Origin of the sequence: Streptomyces mesophilus, from assembly GCF_011044995.1 — a bacterium.
Classification (GTDB): domain Bacteria; phylum Actinomycetota; class Actinomycetes; order Streptomycetales; family Streptomycetaceae; genus Streptomyces; species Streptomyces mesophilus.
The window spans coordinates 1-24,640 of record NZ_JAAKZW010000120.1; the positions used below are offsets into that span (position 1 = coordinate 1).

Annotated in this window: 25 protein-coding genes; 9 read left to right on the plus strand and 16 right to left on the minus strand. The window is 71.3% G+C overall.

The window, feature by feature from the left end; genetic code table 11:
* Positions 1–106 precede the first annotated feature (106 nt).
* Complete coding sequence (locus G6045_RS24745; protein WP_165334286.1) at positions 107–631, plus strand: VOC family protein; 525 nt, start codon at positions 107–109, stop codon at positions 629–631.
* Between the two features lie 92 nt (positions 632–723).
* On the opposite strand, the gene G6045_RS24750 is transcribed toward G6045_RS24745, so the two are convergent.
* The 7 genes from G6045_RS24750 to G6045_RS24780 form a co-directional block, all read right to left on the minus strand.
* Positions 724–2,292, minus strand: coding sequence for a phytoene desaturase family protein (locus G6045_RS24750; protein WP_165334287.1), 1,569 nt, complete (start codon positions 2,290–2,292; stop codon positions 724–726).
* Positions 2,293–2,404: 112 nt separating this feature from the next.
* Entirely contained in the window at positions 2,405–4,654 is a 2,250-nt protein-coding gene (locus G6045_RS24755; protein ID WP_165334309.1) for a serine/threonine-protein kinase, read from the minus strand.
* A 35-nt stretch (positions 4,655–4,689) separates the two neighbouring features.
* The gene (locus G6045_RS24760; protein ID WP_165334288.1) at positions 4,690–5,571 is read right to left on the minus strand and encodes an oxygenase MpaB family protein; all 882 of its coding nucleotides are present in this window, start codon (positions 5,569–5,571) and stop codon (positions 4,690–4,692) included.
* Between the two features lie 46 nt (positions 5,572–5,617).
* The gene (locus G6045_RS40940) at positions 5,618–6,094 is read right to left on the minus strand and encodes a hypothetical protein (RefSeq protein ID WP_206344135.1); all 477 of its coding nucleotides are present in this window, start codon (positions 6,092–6,094) and stop codon (positions 5,618–5,620) included.
* Between the two features lie 47 nt (positions 6,095–6,141).
* Positions 6,142–6,567, minus strand: a complete 426-nt coding sequence (locus tag G6045_RS24770; protein ID WP_165334289.1) for a hypothetical protein — start codon at positions 6,565–6,567, stop codon at positions 6,142–6,144.
* Positions 6,568–6,651: 84 nt separating this feature from the next.
* Entirely contained in the window at positions 6,652–8,178 is a 1,527-nt protein-coding gene (locus G6045_RS24775; protein ID WP_165334290.1) for a YfcC family protein, read from the minus strand.
* Complete coding sequence (locus G6045_RS24780; RefSeq protein ID WP_165334291.1) at positions 8,175–9,560, minus strand: M20/M25/M40 family metallo-hydrolase; 1,386 nt, start codon at positions 9,558–9,560, stop codon at positions 8,175–8,177. Before G6045_RS24780 ends, G6045_RS24775 begins: the two co-directional genes overlap by 4 nt.
* A 318-nt stretch (positions 9,561–9,878) precedes the next feature.
* Between G6045_RS24780 and G6045_RS24785 the strand changes: the two genes are divergently transcribed.
* Positions 9,879–10,811, plus strand: a complete 933-nt coding sequence (locus tag G6045_RS24785; protein WP_165334292.1) for an expansin EXLX1 family cellulose-binding protein — start codon at positions 9,879–9,881, stop codon at positions 10,809–10,811.
* A 63-nt stretch (positions 10,812–10,874) separates the two neighbouring features.
* On the opposite strand, the gene G6045_RS24790 is transcribed toward G6045_RS24785, so the two are convergent.
* The 3 genes from G6045_RS24790 to G6045_RS24800 form a co-directional block, all read right to left on the minus strand.
* Entirely contained in the window at positions 10,875–11,603 is a 729-nt protein-coding gene (locus G6045_RS24790) for an ANTAR domain-containing protein (protein ID WP_165334293.1), read from the minus strand.
* 67 nt (positions 11,604–11,670) lie between these two features.
* Positions 11,671–12,414: a GAF and ANTAR domain-containing protein gene (locus G6045_RS24795; protein ID WP_165334294.1), complete on the minus strand. Its 744-nt coding sequence runs from the start codon at positions 12,412–12,414 to the stop codon at positions 11,671–11,673.
* Positions 12,415–12,664: 250 nt separating this feature from the next.
* Entirely contained in the window at positions 12,665–13,156 is a 492-nt protein-coding gene (locus G6045_RS24800) for a DUF5994 family protein (protein WP_235968280.1), read from the minus strand.
* Between the two features lie 203 nt (positions 13,157–13,359).
* On the opposite strand from G6045_RS24800, the gene G6045_RS24805 reads away from it, so the two are divergent.
* The 7 genes from G6045_RS24805 to G6045_RS24835 all read left to right on the plus strand — a co-directional run bounded on the left by G6045_RS24805 (position 13,360) and on the right by G6045_RS24835 (position 17,930).
* Positions 13,360–13,890, plus strand: a complete 531-nt coding sequence (locus tag G6045_RS24805) for a DUF6328 family protein (RefSeq protein ID WP_165334296.1) — start codon at positions 13,360–13,362, stop codon at positions 13,888–13,890.
* Positions 13,891–14,059: 169 nt separating this feature from the next.
* On the plus strand, positions 14,060–14,254 hold the full coding sequence (locus G6045_RS24810) for a hydrophobic protein (protein WP_165334297.1): 195 nt from the start codon (positions 14,060–14,062) through the stop codon (positions 14,252–14,254).
* Positions 14,251–14,670 carry an ANTAR domain-containing protein gene (locus G6045_RS24815; RefSeq protein ID WP_165334298.1) on the plus strand — a complete coding sequence of 140 codons (420 nt, stop codon included), beginning with the start codon at positions 14,251–14,253 and terminating at the stop codon, positions 14,668–14,670. The genes G6045_RS24810 and G6045_RS24815 overlap by 4 nt, the downstream gene beginning before the upstream one ends.
* Positions 14,654–15,010 carry a PRC-barrel domain-containing protein gene (locus G6045_RS24820; RefSeq protein ID WP_165334299.1) on the plus strand — a complete coding sequence of 119 codons (357 nt, stop codon included), beginning with the start codon at positions 14,654–14,656 and terminating at the stop codon, positions 15,008–15,010. Before G6045_RS24815 ends, G6045_RS24820 begins: the two co-directional genes overlap by 17 nt.
* A 25-nt stretch (positions 15,011–15,035) precedes the next feature.
* A complete protein-coding gene (locus G6045_RS24825) occupies positions 15,036–15,398 on the plus strand; it encodes an ANTAR domain-containing protein (RefSeq protein ID WP_165334300.1) in 363 nt (120 codons plus the stop codon).
* 162 nt (positions 15,399–15,560) lie between these two features.
* Positions 15,561–16,976 (plus strand): carotenoid oxygenase family protein, encoded by a 1,416-nt coding sequence (locus G6045_RS24830; protein WP_165334301.1) that lies wholly within the window; start codon positions 15,561–15,563, stop codon positions 16,974–16,976.
* Positions 16,977–17,087: 111 nt separating this feature from the next.
* Entirely contained in the window at positions 17,088–17,930 is an 843-nt protein-coding gene (locus G6045_RS24835) for a universal stress protein (RefSeq protein ID WP_165334302.1), read from the plus strand.
* A 4-nt stretch (positions 17,931–17,934) separates the two neighbouring features.
* Here the strand turns inward: G6045_RS24835 and G6045_RS24840 are convergent, their stop codons facing one another.
* From G6045_RS24840 to G6045_RS24865, 6 genes are all read right to left on the minus strand, one after another.
* Positions 17,935–18,843, minus strand: a complete 909-nt coding sequence (locus G6045_RS24840) for a universal stress protein (RefSeq protein ID WP_165334303.1) — start codon at positions 18,841–18,843, stop codon at positions 17,935–17,937.
* Between the two features lie 128 nt (positions 18,844–18,971).
* Positions 18,972–19,601 (minus strand): DoxX family membrane protein, encoded by a 630-nt coding sequence (locus G6045_RS24845; RefSeq protein ID WP_165334304.1) that lies wholly within the window; start codon positions 19,599–19,601, stop codon positions 18,972–18,974.
* 44 nt (positions 19,602–19,645) lie between these two features.
* The gene (locus G6045_RS24850; protein WP_165334305.1) at positions 19,646–20,224 is read right to left on the minus strand and encodes a universal stress protein; all 579 of its coding nucleotides are present in this window, start codon (positions 20,222–20,224) and stop codon (positions 19,646–19,648) included.
* Between the two features lie 49 nt (positions 20,225–20,273).
* A complete protein-coding gene (locus tag G6045_RS24855; protein WP_165334306.1) occupies positions 20,274–21,161 on the minus strand; it encodes a universal stress protein in 888 nt (295 codons plus the stop codon).
* An 18-nt stretch (positions 21,162–21,179) separates the two neighbouring features.
* Entirely contained in the window at positions 21,180–23,525 is a 2,346-nt protein-coding gene (locus tag G6045_RS24860; protein WP_165334307.1) for a phosphoketolase family protein, read from the minus strand.
* 102 nt (positions 23,526–23,627) lie between these two features.
* Complete coding sequence (locus G6045_RS24865; RefSeq protein WP_165334308.1) at positions 23,628–24,497, minus strand: universal stress protein; 870 nt, start codon at positions 24,495–24,497, stop codon at positions 23,628–23,630.
* Positions 24,498–24,640 lie beyond the last annotated feature (143 nt).

Genomic DNA, 24,640 nt, shown 5'->3' on the forward strand with positions numbered 1-24,640 from the left:
CTCATCCCACCCGCCCCATCCAGGACAGGATCCGGCCTACTTCCTCGCTACCGTCGAAGACGTCGCCGATCCCGGCAGGCGCTCCGTTCCGCGAAGGGACTCAGCCATGAAGCACACCGCACCCCAGGGCTACACCTCCGTCGCACCGTGGGTCGTCACCGACGACACAGGAGCGCTCCTCGACTTCATCACCGCGGCCTTCGCCGGCGAGGAGCTGGCCCGGGTCCCGGTCGAGGACGGCAGCATCGGCCACGGCGAGATCAGGGTCGGCGACACCGTCGTGCTGGCCTTCGACCGGCGCCCCGACTGGCCGGTGACGCCCTCGCTCCTGCGGATCTACGTCCCGGACGCGGATGCCGCGACGGCGTCTGCCGTCGCCGCGGGCGCCGAGGTGATCACCGAGCTCTCGGACAGCGCGTGGGGCGACCGGGGCGGCCGGGTGCGTGATCCCTTCGGGAACATCTGGTGGGTGGTCAGCCGGGTCGAGGAAGTGGATCCGGAAACGTCCTGGCAGCGCATGTCCGAGCCGCCGTACGCGGAATCGATGCGGATCGCGCAGGAGACGCTGGACGCCGCGCTCAGCGGCCGGCCCGTCGGCATCTCCAGTCCTCCGGTGCGTCACGCCGACTGAGGCGGCTCGACCACCCGGCGCCCCGATGCGACTCACCGACCGAGGCAGCTCACTCCCCTGGCGCCCCGATGCCACTCACCGACCGAGGCAGCTCACTCCCCCAGCACCGCCATCGCCGCATTGTGCCCGGGAATCCCGCTCACCCCACCGCCGCGCACGGCGCCCGCCCCGCAGAGCAGCACATTGGCGTGCGCGGTCTCCACACCCCAGCGGCCCGTGCCTTCCTGTGCGTACGGGAAGGCCAGGTCGCGGTGGAAGATGTTGCCGCCCGGCAGGCGCAGGTCGCGCTCCAGGTCCAGCGGGGTCTTCGCCTCGATGCAGGGCCGGCCCTGCACGTCGGTGGCGAGCACCTCGGCGATGGGCTCGTCCAGATACGCGTCGAGCTGGGCCAGCGTGGCCTTCAGGAGTTCCTCGCGTACGGCGTCGTTGTCCTCGGTGAACAGCCGCGCCGGCGTGTGCAGACCGAACAGCGTGAGGGTCTGGTAGCCGAGGGCGCGCAGGTGCTCGCCGAGGATGCTCGGGTCGGTCAGCGAGTGGCAGTAGATCTCCGAGGGCGGCGCCGAGGGCAGCGCGCCGGCCGCCGCCTCGCTGTACGCGGTGGCCAACTGCTCGTATCCCTCGGCGACATGGAAGGTCCCGGCGAAGGCCTCCCCGGGGTCGACGGACGTGTCACGCAGCCGGGGCAGCCGCTTGAGCAGCATGTTCACCTTGAGTTGCGCACCCTCGGCCGGCGCGGGCGGCGTCTCGCCGAGGAGCTCGGCCAGGGCCTGCGGTGAGGCACCGACCAGGACATGCGAGGCGGCCACCGTGAACTCCTCCGCCTCGCCCCGGCAGGTCACCTCCGCCCGCGCCCCGTCCGTCTCGATCCGCGTCGCCTCGTACCCCGTCGCGAACTCGGCGCCCGCCGCACGCGCCGCCTGCGCCAGGGCGTCGGTGAGCGCGCCCATGCCGCCGACCGGCACATCCCAGGCACCCGTGCCGCCGCCGATCACGTGATAGAGGAAGCAGCGGTTCTGCCGCAGCGACGCGTCGTGCGCGTCGGCGAAGGTCCCGATCAGCGCGTCGGTGAGTACCACTCCCCGTACGACATCGTCCTGGAAGTACTCCTCGATCGCCGCGCCCACCGGCTCCTCGAACAGCATCCGCCAGGCATCCTCGTCATCGATCCGCGCCCGCAGCCCCTCGCGCGTGGGCAGCGGCTCGGTGAGCGTCGGGAACACGCGCTCGGCGACGCGGCCCGTCAACCCGTAGAACTTCTCCCAGGCCGCGAACTCCCCCTCCCCGCCGGTGAACCGCCCGAACGCCTCCCGCGTGCGCGCCCTGCCGCCACCGACAAGGAGCCCGGTGTCCTGCCCTTCGCGCCGGACCGGCGTGTACGAGGAGACATCGCGCCCGCGGACCGAGAAGTCGAGGTCCAGATCCCGCACGATCTTCCGCGGCAGCAGACTCACGAGATACGAGTAGCGCGAAAGCCGCGCGTCGATCCCTTCGAAGGCATACGTGGAAACCGCGGCCCCACCGGTGTGCCCGAGCCGCTCGACGAGCAGCACGGACCGTCCCGCACGGGCCAGGTAGGCGGCGGCAACCAGTCCGTTGTGTCCGGCACCGACGATCACGGCGTCGTAGGCGCGGCGTGCGGGCGGGGCTCCGTGTGCGGTCATGGCTCTTCGTAACACGAGGTGCCCGGGGAGGGCGAGCGGTCGGGCCGCGCCTCGGGAGGCCGTGGTACCAGGTTCGCTTCGGGGGGCCGAGCCACCAGGCCCGCCCGAAGGGCTACCGCGTCCCCCGCTGCTGCCGCAGCGCCGCCACCCGTCGGTAGAGGTCGACCGCCTCGGCGCCGCGTCCCAGCTGTTCCAGGCAGTGGGCCTCGTCGTTGCGGCTGGCGAGGGCGTCGGGGTGGTCGGCGCCCAGGACCCGTTCGCGGGCGGCGGCGACCCGGCGGTACTCGGCGAGCGCGTCGGCCCAGCGGCCCAGCCAGCCGAGTCCGACGGCGACCTCGCGGCGGCTGACCAGGGTGTCCGGGTGCTCGGGTCCGAGCACGCGCTCGCGGACCGCGCAGACGTCGCGGGCCTCGTCGAGCGCCTCCTCCCAGCGGCCCATCCGGCCGAGGTTCACGCCCAGGCCGTGGCGCGCGCGCAAGGTCTCGGGGTGGTCGAGGCCGTGCACGCGGGCGCGGTCCTCGACGAGGTCGCGGTAGAGGGTGAGCGCCTCGGCGCTGCGCCCGAGCCGCCCGAGGCTGATGCCGACCTCGTAGCGGGCGGCCAGGGTGTCGGGGTGGTCGGCGCCGAGTGCCGTCTTACGGACTTCGGCGACCTCGCGGTACGTCTGCAGCGCTTCGTTCCAGCGGCCCAACTGACCGAGCGCGTAGGCGACTTCGTAGCGTGTGACGAGCGTGTCGGGGTGCTCGGGACCGAGGACCCGCGCGCGGGCGGTGGCCACTTCGCGCGCCATGCGGAAGGAGTCCTCGAGCCGGCCGAGTCTCGACAGGTTGAACGCGAGGTTGTGCCGGCAGCGCAGGGTGTCGGGGTGGTCGGGTCCGAGCCTGGGGTTGCGTTCGCGGGAGGCGAGTACGGCGAGATACACCTGGTGCGCCTCGAAGTGGCGCCCCAACTGGCCGAGTACGTAGGCGACTTCCTGGCGGGCGGCGAGCGTCTCGGGGTGGTCGGTGCCGAAGGCGCGCTCCCGCCCCTCGGCCACCCGGGTGTACTCGCGCAGCGCGTCGGCCGCGCGCCCGGTCCGGCTGAGGGTGAAGCCGACCTCGTAGCGGCTGGCGAGGGTGTCGGGGTGGTCGGGCCCCAGCACGTGTTCGCGCTCTGCGGCTACCGCGCGGTGCACTTCGCCGGCCTCTTCCCAGCGGCCGAGCCTGCCGAGGCTGAGTCCGGCGTTGTGCCGGCCGGCGAGCACGGCGAGCAACTCCGGCGAGGGGGTGGGGCGTTCGGGTTCGGAGAGACGTCGTTCGCCTCGGGTGTCAGTCCGCGGGATCCACTCGCCGGTCAGGCCCGCCGCCGCGTCCGGCGGAGTGGTGCGCAGGGCGGCGGACCCGCCGGCCTTGTGCCCGGTGGTCATCCCGCGGGTCCAGGACGGCAGCCGTGGCTCGTTGGACGGCGGTTGCTCGGGCCGGCGGGTGGCGGGCAGGGGCTGTGCGGGGATGCCGGTGGCACCCAGGCCGGGGACGCCTCGCCCTTCCGTGACACGTCGGGCCAGTTCGCGGGCGTCGCCGGGCCGTTCGTCGGGGCTCTTGGCGAGCAGGTCGAGCACGATCCGCTCGAAGTACTCGGGCAGTTCGGACCGGTGGCTGCGCAGCGGCTCGGGTTCGGTGTCGCGGTGGCCGACGAGGACGGCCCAGGCGTCGTCGAGGTCGAACGGCGGTGCTCCGGTGGCGATCTCGTACAGGACACAGCCAAGGGAGTACAGGTCGCTGCGGTGGTCGACCTGCTGGCCGCCGATCTGTTCGGGCGACATGTAGTGCGGGGTGCCCATGGCGATACCGGTGCCGGTGAGGCGTGAGGTGAAGCCGATGTCGGCGCCGAGGCGGGCGATGCCGAAGTCGCAGATCTTCACCGTGCCGTCGCCGAGCCGCATGATGTTCGCCGGCTTGAGATCGCGGTGCACGATGCCCTGGTCATGGGTGTACGCGAGGGCGTGCGCGACCTGTTCGGCGATCTCGACGATATCGGGGACGGGGAGCGGGTGCTGCCGGTTGTCCTCGAGGAGCTGGCTGAGGTTGCGGCCTTCGAGCAGCTCCATGACCAGGTACAGGACGCCCTCGTGCTCACCGAAGTCATGGACGACGGTGACCCCTCGGTGCTGTAGCGCGGCCGCGACCCGCGCCTCGCGCCGGAACCGCTCCCGCAGCACGCGCGTGAACGACGCGTCGTGCTGCGGACCCATGGGCTTGAGGCACTTGACGGCGACGCGCCGCCCGAGCGACTCGTCGCGGGCCCGCCACACTTCGCCCATGCCGCCGCGCCCGATCAGATCGAGCAGCCGGTAGCGGCCCTGGATCAGCCTGGTCTCCCCCACCTCTGGCATGTCGTGCTGTCGCCCCCGTCGTTTCGCTACGCCCTCCCCGGCCCGTCCAGTATGGCGGCGCGCCTGCGGAGTTTGTACGGTGCCGGACGGCTGCCCGGGCCGAGTCGCTCCATGGCGCGCAGGATGTGCTTGGGCGGTAGCTGCCAGCGTACGCGCGCCGGAATGCGGCGCAGCAGGACGCCCGCGATCCGCAGCCGTCGGTCCGCAGTCTTCACCGAAGGCCCCCGTCGGCCGTACAACTCCTGCGCATACGGCGGCAATGCGGCATACGCCAGGTTCGCCACGCCTCGCCAGATGAGGGCGCGCAGCGGCACGAGCAGCGGATGGGTGGGCGGCCGCTGAAGGAAGTCGTCGACGTCGCGCGCCTCGGGACCGGCGGCCAATTCGGGGCGCACCCGTTCGAAGTAGGTGGTCAACTCGGCTTGATTGGACGGGACTTGCTCCGGATCGAGGCCCAGGAGCCGCGCGTCCACCCGGTGCTCGTCGATGTAGCGGTCGACGAGTGCGTCGTCGAGCGGGAATCCGGACCTGCGCGCCACGTGCACATACGAGTCGATCTCGGCGCAGTGCACCCAGAGCAGCAGCTCCGGCTCGTCCACCCCGTACACCTCACCGGTGTCCGGATCGGTCGCCTTGAGCATCCGGTGGATCCGCCGCACCCGAGCGCCCGCCTTCTCGGCGGCCTCGGTGGTGCCGTAACTGATCGTGCCGACGAAGTTCGCGGTCCGCAGCAGACGACCCCAGGCGTCCTTGCGGAAGTCGGAGTTCTGCATGACGCCCCGCACGGCCCGCGGATGCAGCGCCTGCAGATACAGCGCCCGCACCCCGGCCACCCACATCATGGGATCCCCGTGCATCTGCCAGGTCACCGATTCGGGTCCGAACAACCCGGGATCCGCCTCCCGCATACGCCCCACCTCCGCTGTCAGATTAGGCGCAGCCGCGGCGCCCGGGTCAGTCGCAGGCACGATCCGATGTGCCGGGCACGAACTCCAGGGGCGGCAGCTGCGAGGAGACGAACATCGCGAGGTCATCCTCCTGCACCTGGATGTACCCGGCCATGAAGTTGAAGGAGGCGTGCTGGCCGGCGTTCTCGTCGGGCGGCACGGGCGAGGTGAGGTCCGTGCGCACCGCGCGCAGGATCCACGACTTGCCGGCGAAGCGGGTGCTCTCGGCTCCGCAGTGGGAGTAGAGGTCGTGCGGATACCAGGTCCCGGTCTTCGGGTTGTTCGGCCCCTGGACCGGGTTGAGGTCGTCGGCGGGCTTGCGCGGGGGCAGCGTCTCTTCGTCTCCGGGGTACGAGGTCGGGGTGGACGGGGCGCGTTCCGCGCTGAGCGCGGTCCCGGGCGTACCGGTGGGGCTGTCCGCGCAGCCCGCGAGCAGCAGGGCGGCCGGCAGCGCGAAGGCGGCGAGTATGCGGCGGCGTTTCATGCTCCAAGGACGCGGCGCGCACCGGTTTCGTTCGCACCGGGGTGCCGTTACATGCAGGTGGAATCCGTCTCTCCTGGCTGGAGCTCGACGGGCGGCAGTTCGGCGGAGGCGAAGACGGCGACGTCGGGGCTCGCCAGCTGGATGTAGCCCGCGAGGACGTTCTGCCCCAGGGCCTGGCCGCCCTGTTCGACCGGCGAGGGCAGGTCCGTGCGTACGGTGCGCACCAGCCAGGTGCGCCCTGCGAACTCGGTGCTGTGCAGGCCGCAATGGGAGTTGAAGTCATGCGGATACCACTTGCCCGGCTCGGGCTTGCGCGGCGCCTTGGCTGGTTCCCCGCCGCTCAGATCACCGGCGTCGCGGGCGGGCAGCGAAGCCTCGGGGCCGGACTCCGCTCCTGGGTCTGAAGCCGCCACGGAGGCGCCGCAGCCGGTGAGGAACATCAGGGCGGACAGGACCAGGGCGGCGGCACTCATTCTCCGTGTCATGCCTCTTGGACGCCGGCTGTCCGCGTTTCGTTCGCCGCCCCACGGCAGTTCGGGCCGTCCCTGCGCGGCGCCTCAGGTCACCGCCGCGCCCAACGCCAGGAACCCGCAGATCAGCACGAACAGAATCGCGAGCAACGGCCAGACGAACCGCAGGTACTTGTCGTAGCCGACCTTCGCGAGCGCCACGCCGCCGATGGTCACGGCCGTGGTCGGCACCCACAGGTTCATCCAGCCGCTGGCCGCCGCCCAGGCCGTGACCACCACGGCCCGCGAGACGCCCGCGAAGTCGGCGAGCGGAGCGAGGATGGGCATGGTGAGCGTCGCGTGCCCCGAGGTGGAGGGGATCAGGAACGCCAGCGGCAGGTTCACCACGAACACGATGATCGCGAACAGCGCGGACGACGTGCCCTTGACCACCCCTTCGATGGAGTGGAGCACCGTGTCCGTGATCTTCGAGTTGTTCATGATCACGGTGACGCCGCGGGCCAGCATGATGACGAGCGCCGGCGAGATGAAGTCCGCCGCACCCTGGATGATCGTCGAGCTGAGCTTGGGCTCGTTCATCCGCGCCACAAGGCCCACGAGCACGGCCGCGACCAGGAACAGCGCGGCCAACTGCGGGAAGGACCAGCCCAGTTCCCAGCTGTACGGTGTGGCGTCGGCCTTGCCGCTGAGCGCGCTCGACCAGGGCACCACCGAGAAGATCATGAACGCGAAGACCAGGCCGACCATGACGAGCACGCCCTTGTGGAGCCGCGTCAGCTGGGGCGGCTCCCCGACGGTGGCCTGCGCGGCGTGTTCCCGGTCCCCGGGCTGGAAGCCGCCGATCGACTTGGACGGATCCTTCTGTACGCGCTTGGCGTACCGCACCACGTACGCGATGGTCACGGCGGTGAGCACGATCCACATGGCGAAGCGGAGCACGATGCCGTCACCGAGCGAGATCCCGGCGGCGGACGAGGCGACCCCGGTCGCGAACGGGTTGACCGTCGAGCACATCACTCCGACACCGGCACCGAGAATGGCCGTGCCCACGGCGACCATCCGGTCGAAGCGGAGCGCGAGCATCATCGGGACGAGCAGGCCGTAGAACCCGAGGGTCTCCTCGGCGAACCCCTCGACGGTGCCGAGCAGCGAGAACACCACCATCACGCCCGCGATCAGGAGCGCACCGCGGTCCCGCAGCCGGTGCGCGAGCCGGGCGATCCCGCGGTCGAGCGCGCCGGTCGCGAAGACCACGGTGATGAACGCGCCGATGGCGAGCACGAACAGGAACACGCCCGCGCTGCCGTACAGCGAGCCCGCCATGTCCGGGCCGACCTGGCCGGTCTTCTCGTCCTGCACGCCGTACAGACCGTTGACCGGCGCCAGGAACAGGTCGTTGAGCCGGTCGACGAAGGACTGCCCGGAGGGGACGCGGTGGTACGTGCCCTCGATCGGGCCGCCGTCCTCGTTGCGGTCGTACTGGCCGGCCGGGATCAGGAAGGCGAGCAGCCACACGCCGATCGTGACGATCGCCAGGATGGTGAGGGCGCTCGGGAAGGTGAACTTCTTCTTCTCCGGCTCCTGTTCGGGCGCCTGGGTGTCGCTGGTGCTCACGAGGTGGCTCCCGGCGCACCCGTACGGCCGCGGAAGTCCTCGGCGTACTCGGTGACGAAGGCCGCCATCGCGACGACGGTGTTGCGGAGCTCGGAGAGCAGGACGCGTTCATTGGGGGCGTGCAGGTTGCACATGCCGTCCTGTGCGCCGAAGAGCAGCACTTCGGCGCCGGGTGCGGCCTGCGCGAGACCGTTGACCAGCGGGATGGAACCGCCGGTGGCGACGTAGCCGGCTTCCTTGCCCCAGGCTTTCCGCAGTGCGCTGCGGGCCGCTTCGTAGGCCGGTCCGCCGGTGGCCGCCTCGTATCCGGGGCCGGTGTCGCCGGGGGTGACGGTCAGTTCGATGCCGAAGGGCCGCTGCGCCCGCAGATGCTCGACGAGTTTGTCGCGCGCGTCCTTGGGGTCCTGGAGCGGGTGGAAGCGGAGGTTGAGCTTGGCGCGGGCGTACGGCACGACGGCGGACGCCGCGTGTTCGACGCTCGGGGCGTCCAGACCGATCACGGTGATCGCGGGCCCGGACCACAGCCGTTCCCCGAGGCCGCCGGAGCCGATCAGCGGCAGCCCGTCCTGGACGCCGGCGAGCGAGCGGAACTCGTCCTCGGTGTAGCCCGCCCCGCTCCACTCGTCGCGGCGCAGACCGGGTACGGCGACATCGCCCTTGTCGTCGTGCAGGGTGGCGAGGGCCCGGAGGAGCACGAGCAGGGCGTCGGGCGCCGCGCCGCCGAACTCACCGCTGTGCCGGGGCTCTTCCAGGGTGCGCACCTCGACGACGACCTCCGCGGCGCCCCGCAGACCGGTCGTGAGCGTCGGGGTGCCCGGGCGGAGATTGCCGAGGTCGGCGATGACCATCGCGTCGCAGGCGAAGCGTTCGGGGTCGGTGGGCGGATAGTCGTCGAAGGGGCTGCCGTACTCCTCCTGCCCCTCGATGATCATCTTGATCCCGACCGGCGGCCGGCCGCCGAAGACCCGGAGCATGCCGAGGTGGGCGATCACATTCGACTTGTCGTCGGCGATCCCCCGCGCCCGCAGTCCGCCGCCGGGGTCGTCGGTGGGGGTGGGCACGAAGGGCGGGGACAGCCAGGAGGACTCGTCGCCCGGCGGCTGCACGTCGTAGTGCCCGTAGAGGAGCACGGTGGGTGCGCCCGGGTCGGGCGGCGGGATGTACGCGTACACCGCGGGGGCCGTGTCCGGCAGGTCGAGCCGCTCGATGTGCTCGACGCCCGCGCCGCGCAGCAGCTCCACCACCAGGTCATGGGCCTGTTCGAGCGGTTCGGGCGGGAAGCCCGGGAACGCGATCGAGGGGATGGCGGCGAGCCGTTCGAGGTCGGCGCGCAGGCCGTCCATCAGCCCGTCGACCGTGCCCTCCAGAGTGCCGATCTCCATGGTGCTGCCCCTGACTGTGGCGCGGACGTACTTCGACGTCACACTTCCCGACCACTCGGGGGCCCGCATTCCGGGCGGGGCAGGCGTGTGGCGCCGCGCGGCGGTTCCGGTTCACCACTGCTTCCCGCCGAGGCGGCGACCGCGCCTCGCATGGGTCCTGTACGCCGGTCCCGTACGCCGGTCCTGTTCGCCGGTCCTGTACGCCGCCGGAAGCCGGGCCGCCGCCCTCGTGAGGTCCGGAAAATCGGCGGCAACCTTTGCGCTCGCGGCGGTCACTGAGTAGTGCACCATCGGCTCGACATCGCGGACGGACGGACCATGAGCACACCGAGACAGGCCGCGCGGCAGCGCAGACACCGACGCAGGCTCATACTCGGCGCCGCCGCGGCGGTGATCGGCGCCGGCCTGCTCGCCTCCCTGCTCCTGGCGCTGCTCCCCGGCCGCGACGCCGGCGCTCGCTCCGCCACGAGCACGCCCGCGGGCGCCACCACTGCCGCCGGGACCGGAACCCCGACCGCCACGACGCCGGATGCGACCGGCTCCCCCACCCCGAAGAGTTCCGCGAGCACCAAGCCGGCCCGCCCGTCGCCCAGCGCGACAGCGCGGCCCTCCCGAAAGCCCGCCACCACTTCGCAGGCGGGCCGGATCCAGCCCAACACCCCGTACAAGGGCGTGGCCACCGCGTACGAGGCCGCGGACGGGAACGGCGCCTGCCTCTTCGGCCCGAGCCCCGACCTCATGGTCGCGGCCATGAACACCACCGACTACGAGACGGCCAAGGCGTGCGGCGCCCATGTGCTCGTCCGCGCGGCCAACGGCAAATCCATCACCGTACGCATCACCAATGAATGCCCCCTGCCCTGCGCGCCCGGGCAACTCGACCTCAGCCAACAGGCCTTCGCCGAGCTCGCCGACCTCAAGGTCGGCCGGATCCCCATCACGTGGAGCCTGGTGAGCCCCGGCACCTCGGAAACGATCTCCCTGCGGTACAAGACGGGCTCGAGCCGCCACTGGTGCGCCGTCCAGGCCATCGGCCACCGCAACCCCCTGGCCGGGCTGGAGATCCGCACCCCGAACGGCTGGCGGCGGCTGCCCCGCACCGCGTACAACTACTTCCTCGCCGAGAACGGCAGCGGGTGCGGCGGCACGATCCGGCTCACCGACATCTACGGCGAACAGCTGACCGTCACAGGGATCGCGGTGCGTCCGAACGCCGCGCAACCCACCGGGGTCCAGTTCGCCCGCCACTGATCCGGTGCTTGCACCTGCTGTGACGAGGATCGCGGCGGTGGTCCGGCGCGCCGCACACACACGTCAGGACGTGTTGTCCCCGTTGTCGTCGAGGCGCAGGCGGCGGGCGAGCACATCACGGGCGACGTCCAGCAGGGGCCGGTTCTGGCTGAAGGCGTAGCCGCGGAGCCGGATCAGGGCGTGGTCGCAGTCGGTGTCGAGCTGGTCGGCGAGCATGCCGGTGGCCTGGTGGACCTCGGCGAAGTGGAGGCCGGGCTCGTCCAGGAGGGGCGCGCTGGGGAGTTGCGCCTGTGCGGCGGTGGCGATGGCGATCTGGCTGATGGTTCCGGCCAGCCGGAACGCGTCGGTGAGCTGGTCGGTGGACATCGGACCGGGCCGGACGCGGTGCCCGGTGAGGGCTCCGAGCGCGATGACCCCGATGCGCAGCGGGAAGGCGAACACCGCGCGCACGCCGAGAGCTTCGATGGCACCGGGCAGACCGAGCCAGCGGTCGGTGGCGAACGCGGTGGTGTCGGCCACGTCGGGCAGCAGGATCAAGGCGCCGTGGTGGGCGGCGTCCAGGCTCGGACCTTGGCCCTGGACCTGTTGCAGATCCTCCAGTGCGACGGTGCGCTCGCCGAACGACTGCACCAGCTCCGCCTTCTCGCCACCGGGCGCCAGGAGCAGGCCGAGGCCGTCCAGGCCCAGCATGTCGGCGCAGGCGGCGAGAGGCAGGGGCGCCAGGCCGGGGCCCGCGTGGGAATTCAGGGTGCGCAGGTAGTCGGCCATCACCGGAAGAATCACCGAAGCCACCCCCCTCTGGACTCCGTGCAGTTCACCCGGAGGCCGGCCCACCAGTCAGCACCGATGGGCACACGCCTCACCGATCGCGCCGCTCGAGAAGCGAGGCGTCGGCCGTGCCCTGCAGGACCTGACGTGCGATCTCGGTGAGGCGCGTCTGGTGCGACCGTGCATAGCCGCGCATGACGGTGAACGCTTCCTCGACATCGGTATTGCGGCGGTTCGCCAGATAGCCCTTGGCCTGCTCGATGATCACACGGCTGTCCAGAGCGGCCTGTAGTTGCGCGGTCACTGTCATTTGTTCACTCACCGCCCGCTGCTGCAGGACACCGATGGTCGCCGTGTCGGCCAGCGCCTGGGCAAGCCGCAGCTGTGCGGCGTTCAGCGGGCCGGGCTGGTCACGGAACAGGTTCAATGCCCCGATCACCTGGTCGTGCAGCCGCAGCGGAGCCGCGACGACCGAGGTGAAGCCGAACTTGACGGCACGCGGCGCGAACCGGGGCCACCGCATCTCCGCGGTGGTCGTGGCCAGTTGTACGTCGGGGACGGGCTTCTGGAAGCGGAAACAGTCCCGGCAGGGGCCTTCGTCCCATTCGATGCTGGCCAGTTCCAGCGTGCGGGTGCGCTCGTCCGACGCCGCAGCATCCACCAGCTGACCGGTCGGAGTGGCGAGCAGAACCCCGGCGGCTGCCACGTCCAGCAGCTCCACACAGTGGTCGGCGAGCGTGTGCAGGAATCCGATGACGTCGAAGTCCTGCACCAAGGTGTCGGCGAGATCCACGAATGCGGTCGCCAACTGTTCCTCACGCGAAAGCTCGGGCATGCTCCCTCACCTCCCAAGAGTGATCAGGAGACACCTTCCCACAGGAGTGCCGCTCACCTCTGCATCCAGTCTTGCTCGGATCGCGGACCATTACCAGAACGCCTGGTGAGCGGCGCTGTCGCAGCGGTCTGCCGGTCGGACGGCAAGGGTCAGCCGGTCCCATCGGGGTGCATGCGTCGCGCCTGGGAGCGACTGTCGGTCAGGCAGGTCTGGAGCACCGGAGTCGCTGGAAGCGTGTGCAGGGTGTGGCTCATCGTCTCTCCGGAGAGGCAGGCCCGCCCGCTTCAGCCGGTTCCGCGAGTCGGCGTTCCAGTTCGTCGGCGATGAGCTCACTGCCCGTACGGAACCACCGCGGATCGCAGGCGGCGGCCATGAGCCGCGCGGCGGCCGCCGCACCCGTCTCCGGGGGAATGATCAACAGGTCCCAGCGCTGGACGCGGTAGGAGAGAAGGAGGAGTTGATGCACGTCCTGCCCGTCCTGGAACCAGCCCACTTTGACCACGTGGCCGTTGACGGGGACCTTGCGGGGTGCGTCGGGCCAGTGTGTCGGGTTGACCGTGACGCGAGTGATGAGGCCCCACCGCGGGTCCAACAGGTCGGTCAACGAAGGCAGTTCACGCGTGAGCTCCCTCGAGCGGGGCCACCAGGCACCGTCGAGCAATCCAGAAGGCGGACCTGGAGGCTTGAGCGAGAGCCGGACCGGTGGATACCCGGACGGCGTGGCCATCAGTGTGGTCGGCATGGATCGTGCGGTGAGCACCGTCATGGTGTCGACCCGTCCCCGGACCTGTCGTACCCGGCCCAGTGATTCGAACCGAGAGAGATACCGGCATGGAAGCCGGTCAGCAAATGCTCTCGGTACGGCCGACCCTACTCTGGCGCCGGCCGCGACCACGACTGCCCGGACCGCAGACCGCCGCGCGGCTTTCCAGTACCTTGCCGGACATGGCCGAGGACAGTTCCCGTACGCCACGCGAGGAAACGACGCTGGAGCGGGCCGACCGCAACTACGGTGAACTGCTCCAGGAGCTGAGGATCATCCAGACCGGGGTGCAGATCCTCTTCGCGTTTCTGCTGACCCTGGCCTTCACCGCCCGCTTCGCCACGCTCGACACCGCGCAGCGCGCCATTTACATCACCACGCTGCTCCTGGCGGTGTTCGCCGCCGCGCTGTTCACCGCGCCGGCCGCACTGCACCGCACCCTGTTCCAGCGCGGCGCCAAGCCAGAGATCGTACGGACCTCGTCACGGCTCGCCGGAGCGGGTATGGCCGTGCTGATGCTGACACTCACCGGTTCGGTGCTGCTCGTCGTCGACGTCGTCCTGGGCCGGGTCGAGGGCGTGCTCGCGGGGAGTGCGACCCTGCTGGTGTGCGGCGGACTGTGGGGACTGCTGCCGCAGCTCGTCGGACGGCACGCCGCGCGGTCCGAGGCCCGCCCGTCCCCCGAGCTGGCAACCGGAGCGGACCGGCTCTGAGAGCCGGCCGCCGGCACAGCGCGGCCTCACTTGGTACAGGGTGGACCTATCTGCAACCTCTGGGCAGGACTACCCTGTTGAGTGAAGCCCGAGCCCCCGGCAGCGACCAACTCCCTCAAGCTCGCGGCACCACGCGAGCAGGGGACCCTTTCGCGCGGGAAGGCCCGCCGTGATCCTCTTGTTCGCCGTCACTGCCGTTGCCCTGTTCGGCCTGGGCTTCGTCAACGCACTGTGGTGGGTTGTCGGAGCCGTACTGATCTTCGCGTACTTCCACTACGGCCGCCGCGGGCCAGGGCGCCGCGGACGCTGGTTGCGCGAAGACCGCCGCGACCGGGCGAGCACCCTCACCAGGCGGACGCCATGAACCCGTTGGTCACGGTCAGGGAAGAGCGCTGGGCGCTGAAGGCCGAGATGGCCTGGGGGGTTCCGGCCCAAGCGCCGGCCGTCGCCCTGCTGCGCGCGGAGAACGACTCGCTGCGCCGGACGCTGGCCGGGCGTGCGGTGATCGACCAGGCACGCGGCATGGTGATGGCCCTGACTCCGTGCACCCGCGGGGAGGCCAGGAGTCTGCTGGTGGATGTCTCACGCCAGTGCGACCTCAAGCTCCGCGAGGTTGCCGCGGCCCTCGTGGCCACCTCGGACGGGGCGCAGCTGCCCCGCCACATGCAGGCAGCACTGCGTAGAGCGCTGCGGCGACTGCACGCAGCACAGCGCCGACGACCTGTCACCGAGCATCGGGCAAGCTTCCCGGAAGGGCAGGAACATGATCCGCACAGCTGACATCCGCGAGTGGCGCGACCGCAACGTGGTGGACACCGAGGGACACAAGATCGGCGTACTCGAAGCGGTCTATGTGGACACCACCACGGACGAGCCCGCCATGGTCACCGTGCGGACGGGCCTGCCGACCCGCCACCGGCTGCTCTTCGTGCCCCTCGACGAAGCCGTCGCGGGGCCGGACCACCTGCAGGTCCGGTACGTCAAATCGCTGGTGCGCAAGGCTCCTTCGATCGGGACGGACGACGTCCTGCCCGCCGAGCAGGAGGCAGCGATCTTCCAGCACTACGGCCTCACCTACCAGCCCGGCGCCGGGGGCGAGAGGCAACTTGCCCGCCGATGACCACCTGTGTGACGAGGGACGCGCCATGCAGCAGGCGATCACGGTTCCCGAAGCCCATCGAAGGCTCACGGCTGTCCCCGAAGCGGAGGCTGTGGATCCGCTGGCCGCCGAGGTCCTCGAACTCCGGGCTCTCAACGACCAGTTGAGCCGGGCCATGGCCAGCCGTGCGGTGATCGACCAGGCACGCGGCATGCTGATGGTCCTTGCGCCGTGTTCCAGCGAGCGCGCCTGGGGCCTGCTGGTCGAGTTGTCACAGCGCTCCAACGTGAAGCTCCGGCTCGTGGCGGCCGCCCTGGTCGCTGCCGCCGACGATGAGCCGCTCCCGGAGCACATGCGCCGTGAACTGCGCGCCGTCCTGCGGCGCCTGCAGTCAGTCGGCTCACCATGACAGGCGACCGATCCCCTGCGATCCCGCCGCGTACGGGCAGAGGGCACGCCGGGGTGGCGTATTTCGGCGGGCGCGTGCCCGGCGGGGCTCGACCCGGACCGGATTCGGCTGGATGGTGGAGTCAGGGGCCACCGCCCTGCCGGACCCGTCGAGGAGGCCGTCATGGCCGATCAGGGAAACCCGTACCTGCGCGGGCTGTTCGCTCCCGTACGCGAGGAGGTCACCGCTCATGACCTGCCGGTGAGCGGCCGGATCCCGCACGGTCTCGAGGGGCGGTACCTGCGCAACGGGCCCAATCCGCTGAACCTCGACGATCCGGCGACGTACCACTGGTTCAGCGGGCCGGGCATGGTGCACGGGGTACGGCTGCGCGACGGACGGGCACAGTGGTACCGCAACCGGTGGGTGCGCAACGACGCGATGGCGACGGCGCTCGGTGACAAGCCGCTGCACGGGCCGCGCCATCTGGACATGGACCTGGCGCCCAACACACACATCCTGAACTTCGCCGGCCGCTGCCTCGCCACCGTCGAGGGCGGGGCGCTGCCCTACGAACTGGACGGCGATCTCAACACCCTTGGACCGTACGACTTCCAGGGCACGCTGCCGGGTGGCTTCGCCGCGCACACCACGATCGACCCGGTCAGCGGGGAGCTGCACGCCGTGGCGTACTGCTGGGCGTACCCGTATGTGCAGTATCTGGTCGTGGGAGTCGACGGGCGGGTGCGCAGGTCGGTGGACATCCCCGTCGACGGCCGGCCGATGATGCACGACTTCTCCCTCACCGCCTCGCACGTTCTGCTCTACGACCTGCCCGTGGTCTTCCATCCGGATCCTGCCAACGCGCCTTCGTCGATGCCCTACATCTGGGATCCCGAGCGCACGCCCCGGCTCGGCGTGCTGCCGCGTGAGGGAGGGGCCGAGGACGTGCGGTGGCTGGAGATCGAGCCGTGCTTCGTCTTCCACCCCATGAGCGCGTACGAGGACGGCGCAGGACGGATCACCATCCATCTCGTGCGCTACGACCGGATGTTCGCGGGCCAGGACAGCCGGGGTCCCGACGAGACACCGCCACGGCTCGTCCGCTGGACCGTCGATCTCGCGGCCGGGACGGTGCGCGAGGACGGACTCGACGACCGTGCCGTGGAGTTCCCGAGGATCGACCCCCGGCGGGAGACCGGCGCCCACCGGTACGGCTACGGGGTGCTCGAACCCACCGACGGATACGCCGCCGAGCGCGCCCGCCGCCACCTCCTCTCCCCCACCGCACCGGCGCTCGATCTCACCCAAGTCGGCGTCGGCATCGTCAAGTTCGATCTGGAGCGGGGCAGCAGTGAGGTGCATCGCTTCCATCGGGACGGAGATGTCGGCGAGGGCGTCTTCGTGCCGTCACCGGACGGCGGTGCCGAGGACGACGGATGGATCCTTTCGTACGTATTCGATCCCGAGCGCGGCGCCACGGACCTGGTGGTACTCGCCGCCCAGGACCTGAGCGGCGAGCCCCTCGCGCGCGTGCATCTGCCGGTGCGGGTGCCGGTGGGATTCCATGGCAACTGGATGCCGGACCACGTGGGCTGAGCATCGGCCGCGTCGGCCTCCGCTGTTCTTGACGGACAGGATCCGGTCGCGGGAGCACACCGCGACCGGACCGATGTGCTTCACCCGGCGGACAGGACGACCTTGAGCGAGATGCGACGTCCCGTGATCGTGGGAGTGGACGGCTCGGCGCGCAGCCGTATCGCGGCCGCGTGGGCGGCGGGTGCGGCCCGGACGCTCGGTGCGGAGCTGCACGTGGTGCGTGTCGGGCGGCCGGTGCAGGACGAGGCCGAACAGTGGCCCTGCCTTCGCGTGCACGCACAGGACCGCGTCGTACGTGAACTCGCCGAGCAGCAGCCGGAGTTGAAGGCCGTCGGTGTGCGGCTGACGGGCTTGGTGGTGCCGTGCCTGCTCGAGTATGCGGCACAGGGCGCGCTGCTGGTGCTCGGCGCCCGGGGCGGCGGCGGGTTCCCCGGGCTCGGCGTGGGGTCCACCGCCTGGGCCGCCGCGGGGAGTTCGGCCGGTCCGGTCGTCCTGGTTCCGGGTGGATCGGCGGCGGAGGACGTTGCACGCGTGCGCGCGGGCGCTGCCCCGGTCGTGCTCGGTCTCGATGCGCGACGTCCGGCCGCGGCCGCCGCGGATGCGGCGTTCTCCTGGGCGGAGTCGCTCGGCGCTCCGTTGCGCATCCTGCACGCCTGGCAGTTGCCGTCACCCGCCGCGGCCTGGATGCCGTTCTCTGCGCCCGCGAAGGACCGCGCCACGTGGGAGGTGCACGAGGTGCAGCTCCTGCGGGATGCGGTGCGACCCTGGCGCGAGAAGTATCCGGACGTGCACGTGATCGAGGACGTGGTCCTGCACAGTCCGGCCAAGGCACTGGTCACCGCCTCGCGCGCCGCACAACTGCTGATCGTCGGGCGGGACGGTGACCTGCTCGGGCCGGTGGTGGACGCGGTGGTCCACCACACCAAGTGCTCATTGGCGGTGGTGCCTTCGTAAACGCCTACGCGTGGGCGATGACGGCGACGGGTGCGGCGGCGTGGTGCAGCACGGCGTGGGTGACGGGGCCGATATGGGCGCCGAGCGGATTGCGGCGGATGCGGCGGCCCACGACCACGAGGGATGCCTCGCGGGAGGCGTCGACGAGGTGGGTGGCCGGCCCGCCGAAGTGGGACTTCTCCATGACCTCGACAGCAGGGAACTTCCGCCGCCACGGCCGCAGTGCCTCCGCCAGGGCGGCGGTCTGCCCGCGGGCGAGTTCGGCGTGGAATTCGAGATCCGCGGTCAGGCCGTAGGCGAAATAGGGCGGTGGGTTCCACCCGTGCACGACCCGCAGGGACGTACCCCGTCGGCCGGCCGCCTCGAAGGCGAACTCGATGACCGAGTCGTCGGGGTGGTCCGCGTCCAGGCCCAGGACGACGGGCCGGAAGGGCCCGGCCGTGGACGGAATTCCGGCAGGGTCCATCTCGTGCTCGTCGGCGGCCTGTTCACCGGCGCGGACCAGGACCACGGGCTGCGTGGCATGTGCGACGACGGCCGAGCCGACGGAACCGACCAGGTAACCGCCGATTCCGCTCAGGCCACGCGATCCCAGGACGAGCAGTTCGGTGTCCTCCTTCGGCAGCCGCGGCAGGACTTCGCCGGGACGGCCCGAGACCTGCTCGGTGGTCACCTCGAGACCGGGGTGCCGCAGACGCAGCCCCTCGGCCGACTCGCGCGGAATACGTTCGGACCAGTGCTGCTGCGTCTCCGCGCCCGGGGGTGCAGTTTGGGCCACGGGGATCGGCGCCGGTTCCCAGACGTGCACCAACTTCAAGGGCAGTTGGCGCAGTTCGGCCTCTCGGGCAGCCCATTCGGCAGCGGCCCGGCTTTCGGGTGAGCCGTCGAGGCCCACGCTGATGGTTCGGGACATGAACTCCACCTCCAGGGTCCGCAGACCCGGTTCCGGTTTCGATTCGACAGGTACGACAGGTGGGCGGGGGTTCCTGCGGACGGCATGGGGCGGCGGAACCCTCCCGGGCCCCGCCACCCCTCCCGCCGTCAGCGCAGCCAGCCGTTTCGGCTGACGAGCGGGAGCTTGGCCCAGGTCCTGCCGAGGCCGAGGGTGTTGCCGGCGGATGCGGCGGCCAGGGCGATCAGGGCGACGGCGTAGATGACGTGGTACTCGACGAGCGGGTTGGTGGACATGCTCGGGGAGCCGTCGGACAGGTGCTTGGCGGGCGGCCATTGGGCGATCCACATCAGCGCCATCATCACGGTGCCGGCCAGCGCGGCGAACCGCAGCGCGACCCCGGCGATCAGCGCGACGCCGATGCCGAGCAGACCGAGCATGAACAGCCAGTTCGCCCAGCCGGCGCCGGCCCAGTCGTGGAACGTGGACTCCATCGGTCCGGCGGACACCCCGCCGAGGAAACCCAGGGTGGGCGAGCCGCCGTCGATCCAGCCCTTGCCGGACCCGGTCGCGTAGCCGAAGCCGAAGGTCTTGTCGAGGAAGGCCCACACGAAGGTGAACCCGGTGACCAGACGCAGGCCGGCGAAGGCGTAGGCCCGAGCGGCGTATGCATCGGTGCCGGCCGACACGGCGGGCCGGGATCCGGTGTCGGTCCGGTTCCTGCGCAGCGAGGGCAGAGAGAAGCCCGGGCGACGGTGCGGGTGCTCGTGCACGGCCATGATGGTGATCCCTTCAGGGATGTTCCGGCGGTTTCTGACACCCCTCACTCTGGTCGGCCCGCGGACACGGCGCCGGATGCCGATGGGCCACGCCTGCGGGGCTGAACGGCCCTTCCTTCGGGGCCAGTCGGGTCTTGGGCCGATGCGCGTGCCGGCCCATCGGTGAGCGGCCGGCCATGAACCTGCCCCAGGGCGCCGCCGTCACCGGCGGGGACAATCAGCACCTCGCTGTACGGGTGCGTCTCGCGGTTGCCTCGTACGACAAGCAGCGGGCCGGACGTGAGCGCGGCCAGCCGTCGGCTCACCGAACCCAGGAGCAGGCCGGCAATCCCGCCAAGTCCCCGGCAGCCGACGACCGTGAGCTCGGCGTGACGTCCGCGGGCCGCGAGGACGGTGGCCGCCCGTCCCCGCACGGGCAGTGTCAGGACGCAAAGCCCGGGGTGGCGGGCGCGTACGCGGGCGACGGCGGAGGCCAGAACGGGTCCGGCCTCGTCGAGATCGGACACGGCGTACACGATCTCCAGGACGGTGGCGCGCGAGGACGCCTCCTCGGCGGCACGGTCCAGGGCTCTCGTGGAGCCGAGGGAACCGTCCACGCCGATGGTGATACCGCGGCGGGTCATGGCTGTTCCTCCCTTGGGCGTGGCCACCCGGCCGGTGCCGGGAGCCGGATCAGTCGTGCGGGACCACCACGACGGGGCAGCTCACGTGGTGGATGACGGAGTGCGTGACCCGGCCGAGGCGTGCGACGGGCCCGCGGCGGCCGACGACCAGGAGCGAGGCGCCCAGGGAGGCCTTCAGCAGGACGTGACCGCAGTGCCCGTAGACGAGTCGCTCGCTGACGGGCGTGTCCGGGAACTTGCGCCGCCACGGCCGCAGTACCGAGGTCAGCGTCCGCAAGGTGCCCTGCTCCAGGTCGGTGCTGTCGGCCGGGACGGTGACGGCGGGGATGTATGCCGACAGCGGCGGCAGCGTCCAGGCGTGCACCACTTCGAGAGGCGCGCCCCGCGAGGCTGCGGCGTCGAAGGCGTACGCGAGCAGCTCCTCGCCCGGCCGGGTGAGGTCGAGTCCGAGGACCACCGGGCGGTACGGGGTGGTATGCGTCAGGGCTCCGTCGGGGTCTGGTTCGTGGGCGTCCTCGGGGAGTTCACCGGCGCGGACCAGAACGACGGGACGCGGGGCCCGGGCGGCCACGCCGAGTGCGACCGAGCCGACCATGAACGCGGCGAAGCCGCTGTAGCCCCGGGATCCGAGGACCAGGAGCTCCGCCTCGGCCGCCGCTTCCACCAGTGTCGGGACCGGTGCTCCGGGGAGCTGCCGGGCGTGGATCTCCAGAGTCGGATGGGCGTAGGAGAGGCCGATGGCCGCGATATTGAGTACGCCGTCGAACCGTGCGGCGGCCACGTCGAGTTCGGGCAGCCCTGTGGGCGGGTGCGGTCCGTCGGTGACGTGCAGGAGGCGGAGCGGCAGGCCGCGGCGGATGGCTTCGCGGGCGGCCCAGTCGGCGGCGTCGAGGCTCTCGCGGGAGCCGTCGAGGCCGGCGATGACGACACGGTTCATGGTGCACCTCGGGGGCGTTCAGTGAGGCCATGCCCAGGAGGCGACTTCGGGCAGGTCGGTGCCGTGTTCGCGGATCCAGGCGTGGTGGCGGGTGCGGGCGTCGGCCATCCGCTGGCGGACGGCGGCGGCGCGGACGGCGAGGCCGGGGACGCGGTCGATCACGTCCATGACCAGGCGGTAGCGGTCGAGATCGTTGCGGACGACCATGTCGAACGGGGTCGTGGTGGTGCCCGACTCCTTGTAGCCGCGTACGTGCAGATGGGCGTGGCCGGCGCGACGGTAGGCGAGGCGGTGGATCAGCCACGGGTAGCCGTGGTACGCGAAGATCACCGGCTTGTCCCGGGTGAACAGGGCGTCGTACTCGTGGTCGGGCATGCCGTGCGGGTGTTCCTCGCGCGGCATCAGACGCGCGATGTCGACGACGTTGACCACGCGCACGGCGAGGTCGGGCAGGTGCTCGCGCAGCAGCGCGGTGGCGGCCAGGACTTCCTGGGTGGGCACATCGCCCGCGCAGCCCAGTACGACGTCCGGCGCGCGGTCGCCGTTGTCCGAGCCGGCCCAGTCCCAGATGCCGGCCCCGCGGGCGCAGTGGAGGCGGGCCTCGTCGAGGGAGAGCCAGTCGAAGCAGGGCTGCTTGCCCGCGACGATCACGTTGACGTAGTCCCGTGATCGCAGGGCGTGTTCGGCCACGGAGAGCAGGGTGTTGGCGTCCGGCGGCAGATAGACCCGTACGACTTCGGGGCTCTTGTTCAGCACGTGGTCGACGAAACCGGGATCTTGGTGGCTGAAGCCGTTGTGGTCCTGGCGCCAGACGTGCGAGGTCAGCAGGTAGTTCAGGGATGGGATCGGGGCACGCCACGGCAGGGCGCGGGAGGTCTTCAGCCACTTGATGTGCTGGTTCACCATCGAGTCGACGATGTGCACGAAGGCTTCGTACGAGGAGAACAGGCCGTGCCGTCCGGTCAGCAGATAGCCCTCGAGCCAGCCCTGGCAGAGGTGTTCGGAGAGAATCTCCATCACGCGGCCGTCGCGGGCGAGGTACTGGTCGGTGGGCAGGGTCCGCGCCTGCCACGCCTTGCCGGTGTGCGCGAACAGGGCCCCCAGCCGGTTGGATTCGGTCTCGTCGGGTCCGACGACACGGAAATCGCGCCGGCCGGCGGTGTCCGCCATGACGCCGGCGAGCAGGTCGCCGAGCACCCGGGTCGGTTCGTGCAGGGTGGTGCCGGGCTTCTCGACGGGGACGGCGAAGTCCTCCAGCGGGCGGATCGGCAGGCTGCGGGTCAGCAGGCCGCCGTTCGCGTGCGGCGTGGCGCCCAGGCGTTCGGGGCCCTCGGGTGTATAGGCGAGGACTTGCCCCGTCGGGCGGCCCTCCGCGTCGAAGAGCTCCTGCGGGCGGTACGAGCGCAGCCAGTCCTCCAACTGCCGCAGGTGCTCCGGGTTGTCGCGGACGCCGGCGAGCGGGACCTGATGCGAGCGCCAGGTGTCCTCGACCGGGTCGCCGTCGACGGTCTTCGGGCCGGTCCAGCCCTTGGGTGTGCGCAGCACGATCACCGGCCAGCGCGGGCGGCCTTTCGCGGTCGGCGCCTCGGCCTTGATCCGGCCGATACGGTCGAGCGCTTGGTCGAGGGCGTGGGCGAGGTCGCGGTGCACACGGCGGGGGTCACTGCCGGTGACGTACAGCGGATCGTGGCCGTATCCCTTGAGCAGGGCGTCGAGTTCGGCCTCGGGGATGCGGGACAGGACCGTGGGGTTGGCGATCTTGTAGCCGTTGAGGTGCAGGATCGGCAGGACCGCGCCGTCGTGTACCGGGTCGAGGAACTTCGTGGAGTGCCAGGACCCGGCCAGTGGTCCCGTCTCCGCCTCGCCGTCGCCGATCACGCAGGCGACGAGGAGATCCGGGTTGTCGAAGGCGGCTCCGTACGCGTGGGCGAGGGAGTAGCCGAGTTCGCCGCCCTCATGGATGGAGCCGGGGACCTCGGGTGCGACATGGCTCGGCACGCCGCCGGGGAAGGAGAACTGCTGGAAGAGCCGGCCCATTCCGGCCGCGTCCCGGGTGATGTCCGGATAGGTCTGGGTGTAGCTGCCGTCCAGCCAGGAGCCCGCGAGCACCGCCGGACCGCCGTGCCCCGGGCCCCAGACGCACAGGGCTTCCTGGCCCCGCTCCTTGATGATCCGGTTGAGGTGGGTGTATACGAGGTTGAGGCCGGGCGAGGTGCCCCAGTGGCCGAGCAGCCGGGGCTTGATGTGCTCGGGCCTGAGCGGCTCGGTGAGCAGCGGGTTGTCCATGAGGTAGATCTGGCCTGCCGCAAGGTAGTTGGCGGCGCGCCAGTGGGCGTCCAGGGCGGAGAGCTGGATCCTCGGCATGGGTGATCGCCTTCCGTCGGGTACTGGTGCCTTTGCGTGGGGTTTTCGGGCGGGTTCCACGTGTGGTCCGGGTCAGGCGGTCGGGCGTCCGTCGGGGGCGGCTCAGGCGTGCGGCACGATCGCGACCGGGCAGGTCGCGTGGTGCAGTACGGCGTGGTTGACCGGGCCGAGTTGCATGCCGACGTGGCCCGTGCGGCGCCGGGCGCCCACCACGAGGAGGTCGGCGTTCTTCGCGGCATCGAGCAGCGCGGTGCGGGGCCGGCCCTCGACGACCTCGCTGCGCACCGCGGGGTCGCGATGGGCGTCTCCCAGGTTCCTCAGCGCCTGGGTCAACTCGCCCTGTGCACGCAGCCGGTGGGGCTCCACCACGTCCTCGGTGATCGGCCGGTCCGGCAGCTCATGGGCCGGGTAGCGCCAGGCGTGGACGGCCTGAAGCTGGGCGCCGCGCCGTTCGGCGGCCCGGAGGGCGAACTCCAGGACCGGGGCCGCGTCCTTCGCGGTGTCCACGCCCACGGCCACGCGCCCGAAACGCCCCCTGAGGCTCTGCTCGGTGCCGCGCACCACGATCACCGGGCATGCGGCGTGCGCGGCGACCGCGAGGCTCACCGAACCCAGCAGCAGCCCCGCCAGCTCCCCGCGCCCCCGGTTGCCGACGATCACCGCACCGGCCTGGCGGCTCTCCTCGATCAGCGCTGCCGCCGGGTCCGCGAGCGCGACCTCACCCGTGACCTTCACCGCGACGGTACGTCGCATCGCCCGCTCGACGGCCCGGGCGACGATGCCGTCGGCGAGCTCCTGGACCACGCGGCGGTTGAGATCGAAGGACGGCTCGTGCCCCTCGTACCACTCCCAGCTCGACCCGCACACGATCCGCAGCTCCGTGCCGCGCCGAGCGGCCTCGTCGACGGCCCAGTCCAGTGCCCGCAGGCTCGCATCGGAACCGTCCACGCCCACGACCAGCATCTGCTCCATGACGTCATCTCCCCTCGGGCGCAGCCCGGTTGTGGCCGCGCCGTCTTTCGAACGTGTCAGCCCGGGACGGTCTACGGCAGTGGCTCAGCGGCCCTTGAGGATGGGCCGTTCGGCCCTGCGGCGGCGGACGGAGGGACGCGCGC

Coding starts and splice junctions, on each gene's coding strand:
- G6045_RS24830 (WP_165334301.1), top strand. CDS start 15,561: ATGGCCGATCAGGGAAACCCGTACCTGCGCGGGCTGTTCGCTCCCGTA.
- G6045_RS24860 (WP_165334307.1), bottom strand. CDS start 23,525: ATGCCGAGGATCCAGCTCTCCGCCCTGGACGCCCACTGGCGCGCCGCC.
- G6045_RS24780 (WP_165334291.1), bottom strand. CDS start 9,560: ATGGAGATCGGCACTCTGGAGGGCACGGTCGACGGGCTGATGGACGGC.
- G6045_RS24835 (WP_165334302.1), top strand. CDS start 17,088: ATGCGACGTCCCGTGATCGTGGGAGTGGACGGCTCGGCGCGCAGCCGT.
- G6045_RS24805 (WP_165334296.1), top strand. CDS start 13,360: ATGGCCGAGGACAGTTCCCGTACGCCACGCGAGGAAACGACGCTGGAG.
- G6045_RS24845 (WP_165334304.1), bottom strand. CDS start 19,601: ATGGCCGTGCACGAGCACCCGCACCGTCGCCCGGGCTTCTCTCTGCCC.
- G6045_RS40940 (WP_206344135.1), bottom strand. CDS start 6,094: ATGAAACGCCGCCGCATACTCGCCGCCTTCGCGCTGCCGGCCGCCCTG.
- G6045_RS24815 (WP_165334298.1), top strand. CDS start 14,251: ATGAACCCGTTGGTCACGGTCAGGGAAGAGCGCTGGGCGCTGAAGGCC.
- G6045_RS24850 (WP_165334305.1), bottom strand. CDS start 20,224: ATGACCCGCCGCGGTATCACCATCGGCGTGGACGGTTCCCTCGGCTCC.
- G6045_RS24840 (WP_165334303.1), bottom strand. CDS start 18,843: ATGTCCCGAACCATCAGCGTGGGCCTCGACGGCTCACCCGAAAGCCGG.
- G6045_RS24745 (WP_165334286.1), top strand. CDS start 107: ATGAAGCACACCGCACCCCAGGGCTACACCTCCGTCGCACCGTGGGTC.
- G6045_RS24855 (WP_165334306.1), bottom strand. CDS start 21,161: ATGAACCGTGTCGTCATCGCCGGCCTCGACGGCTCCCGCGAGAGCCTC.
- G6045_RS24785 (WP_165334292.1), top strand. CDS start 9,879: ATGAGCACACCGAGACAGGCCGCGCGGCAGCGCAGACACCGACGCAGG.
- G6045_RS24760 (WP_165334288.1), bottom strand. CDS start 5,571: ATGCGGGAGGCGGATCCCGGGTTGTTCGGACCCGAATCGGTGACCTGG.
- G6045_RS24770 (WP_165334289.1), bottom strand. CDS start 6,567: ATGAGTGCCGCCGCCCTGGTCCTGTCCGCCCTGATGTTCCTCACCGGC.
- G6045_RS24800 (WP_235968280.1), bottom strand. CDS start 13,156: ATGCCGACCACACTGATGGCCACGCCGTCCGGGTATCCACCGGTCCGG.
- G6045_RS24825 (WP_165334300.1), top strand. CDS start 15,036: ATGCAGCAGGCGATCACGGTTCCCGAAGCCCATCGAAGGCTCACGGCT.
- G6045_RS24795 (WP_165334294.1), bottom strand. CDS start 12,414: ATGCCCGAGCTTTCGCGTGAGGAACAGTTGGCGACCGCATTCGTGGAT.
- G6045_RS24750 (WP_165334287.1), bottom strand. CDS start 2,292: ATGACCGCACACGGAGCCCCGCCCGCACGCCGCGCCTACGACGCCGTG.
- G6045_RS24865 (WP_165334308.1), bottom strand. CDS start 24,497: ATGGAGCAGATGCTGGTCGTGGGCGTGGACGGTTCCGATGCGAGCCTG.
- G6045_RS24820 (WP_165334299.1), top strand. CDS start 14,654: ATGATCCGCACAGCTGACATCCGCGAGTGGCGCGACCGCAACGTGGTG.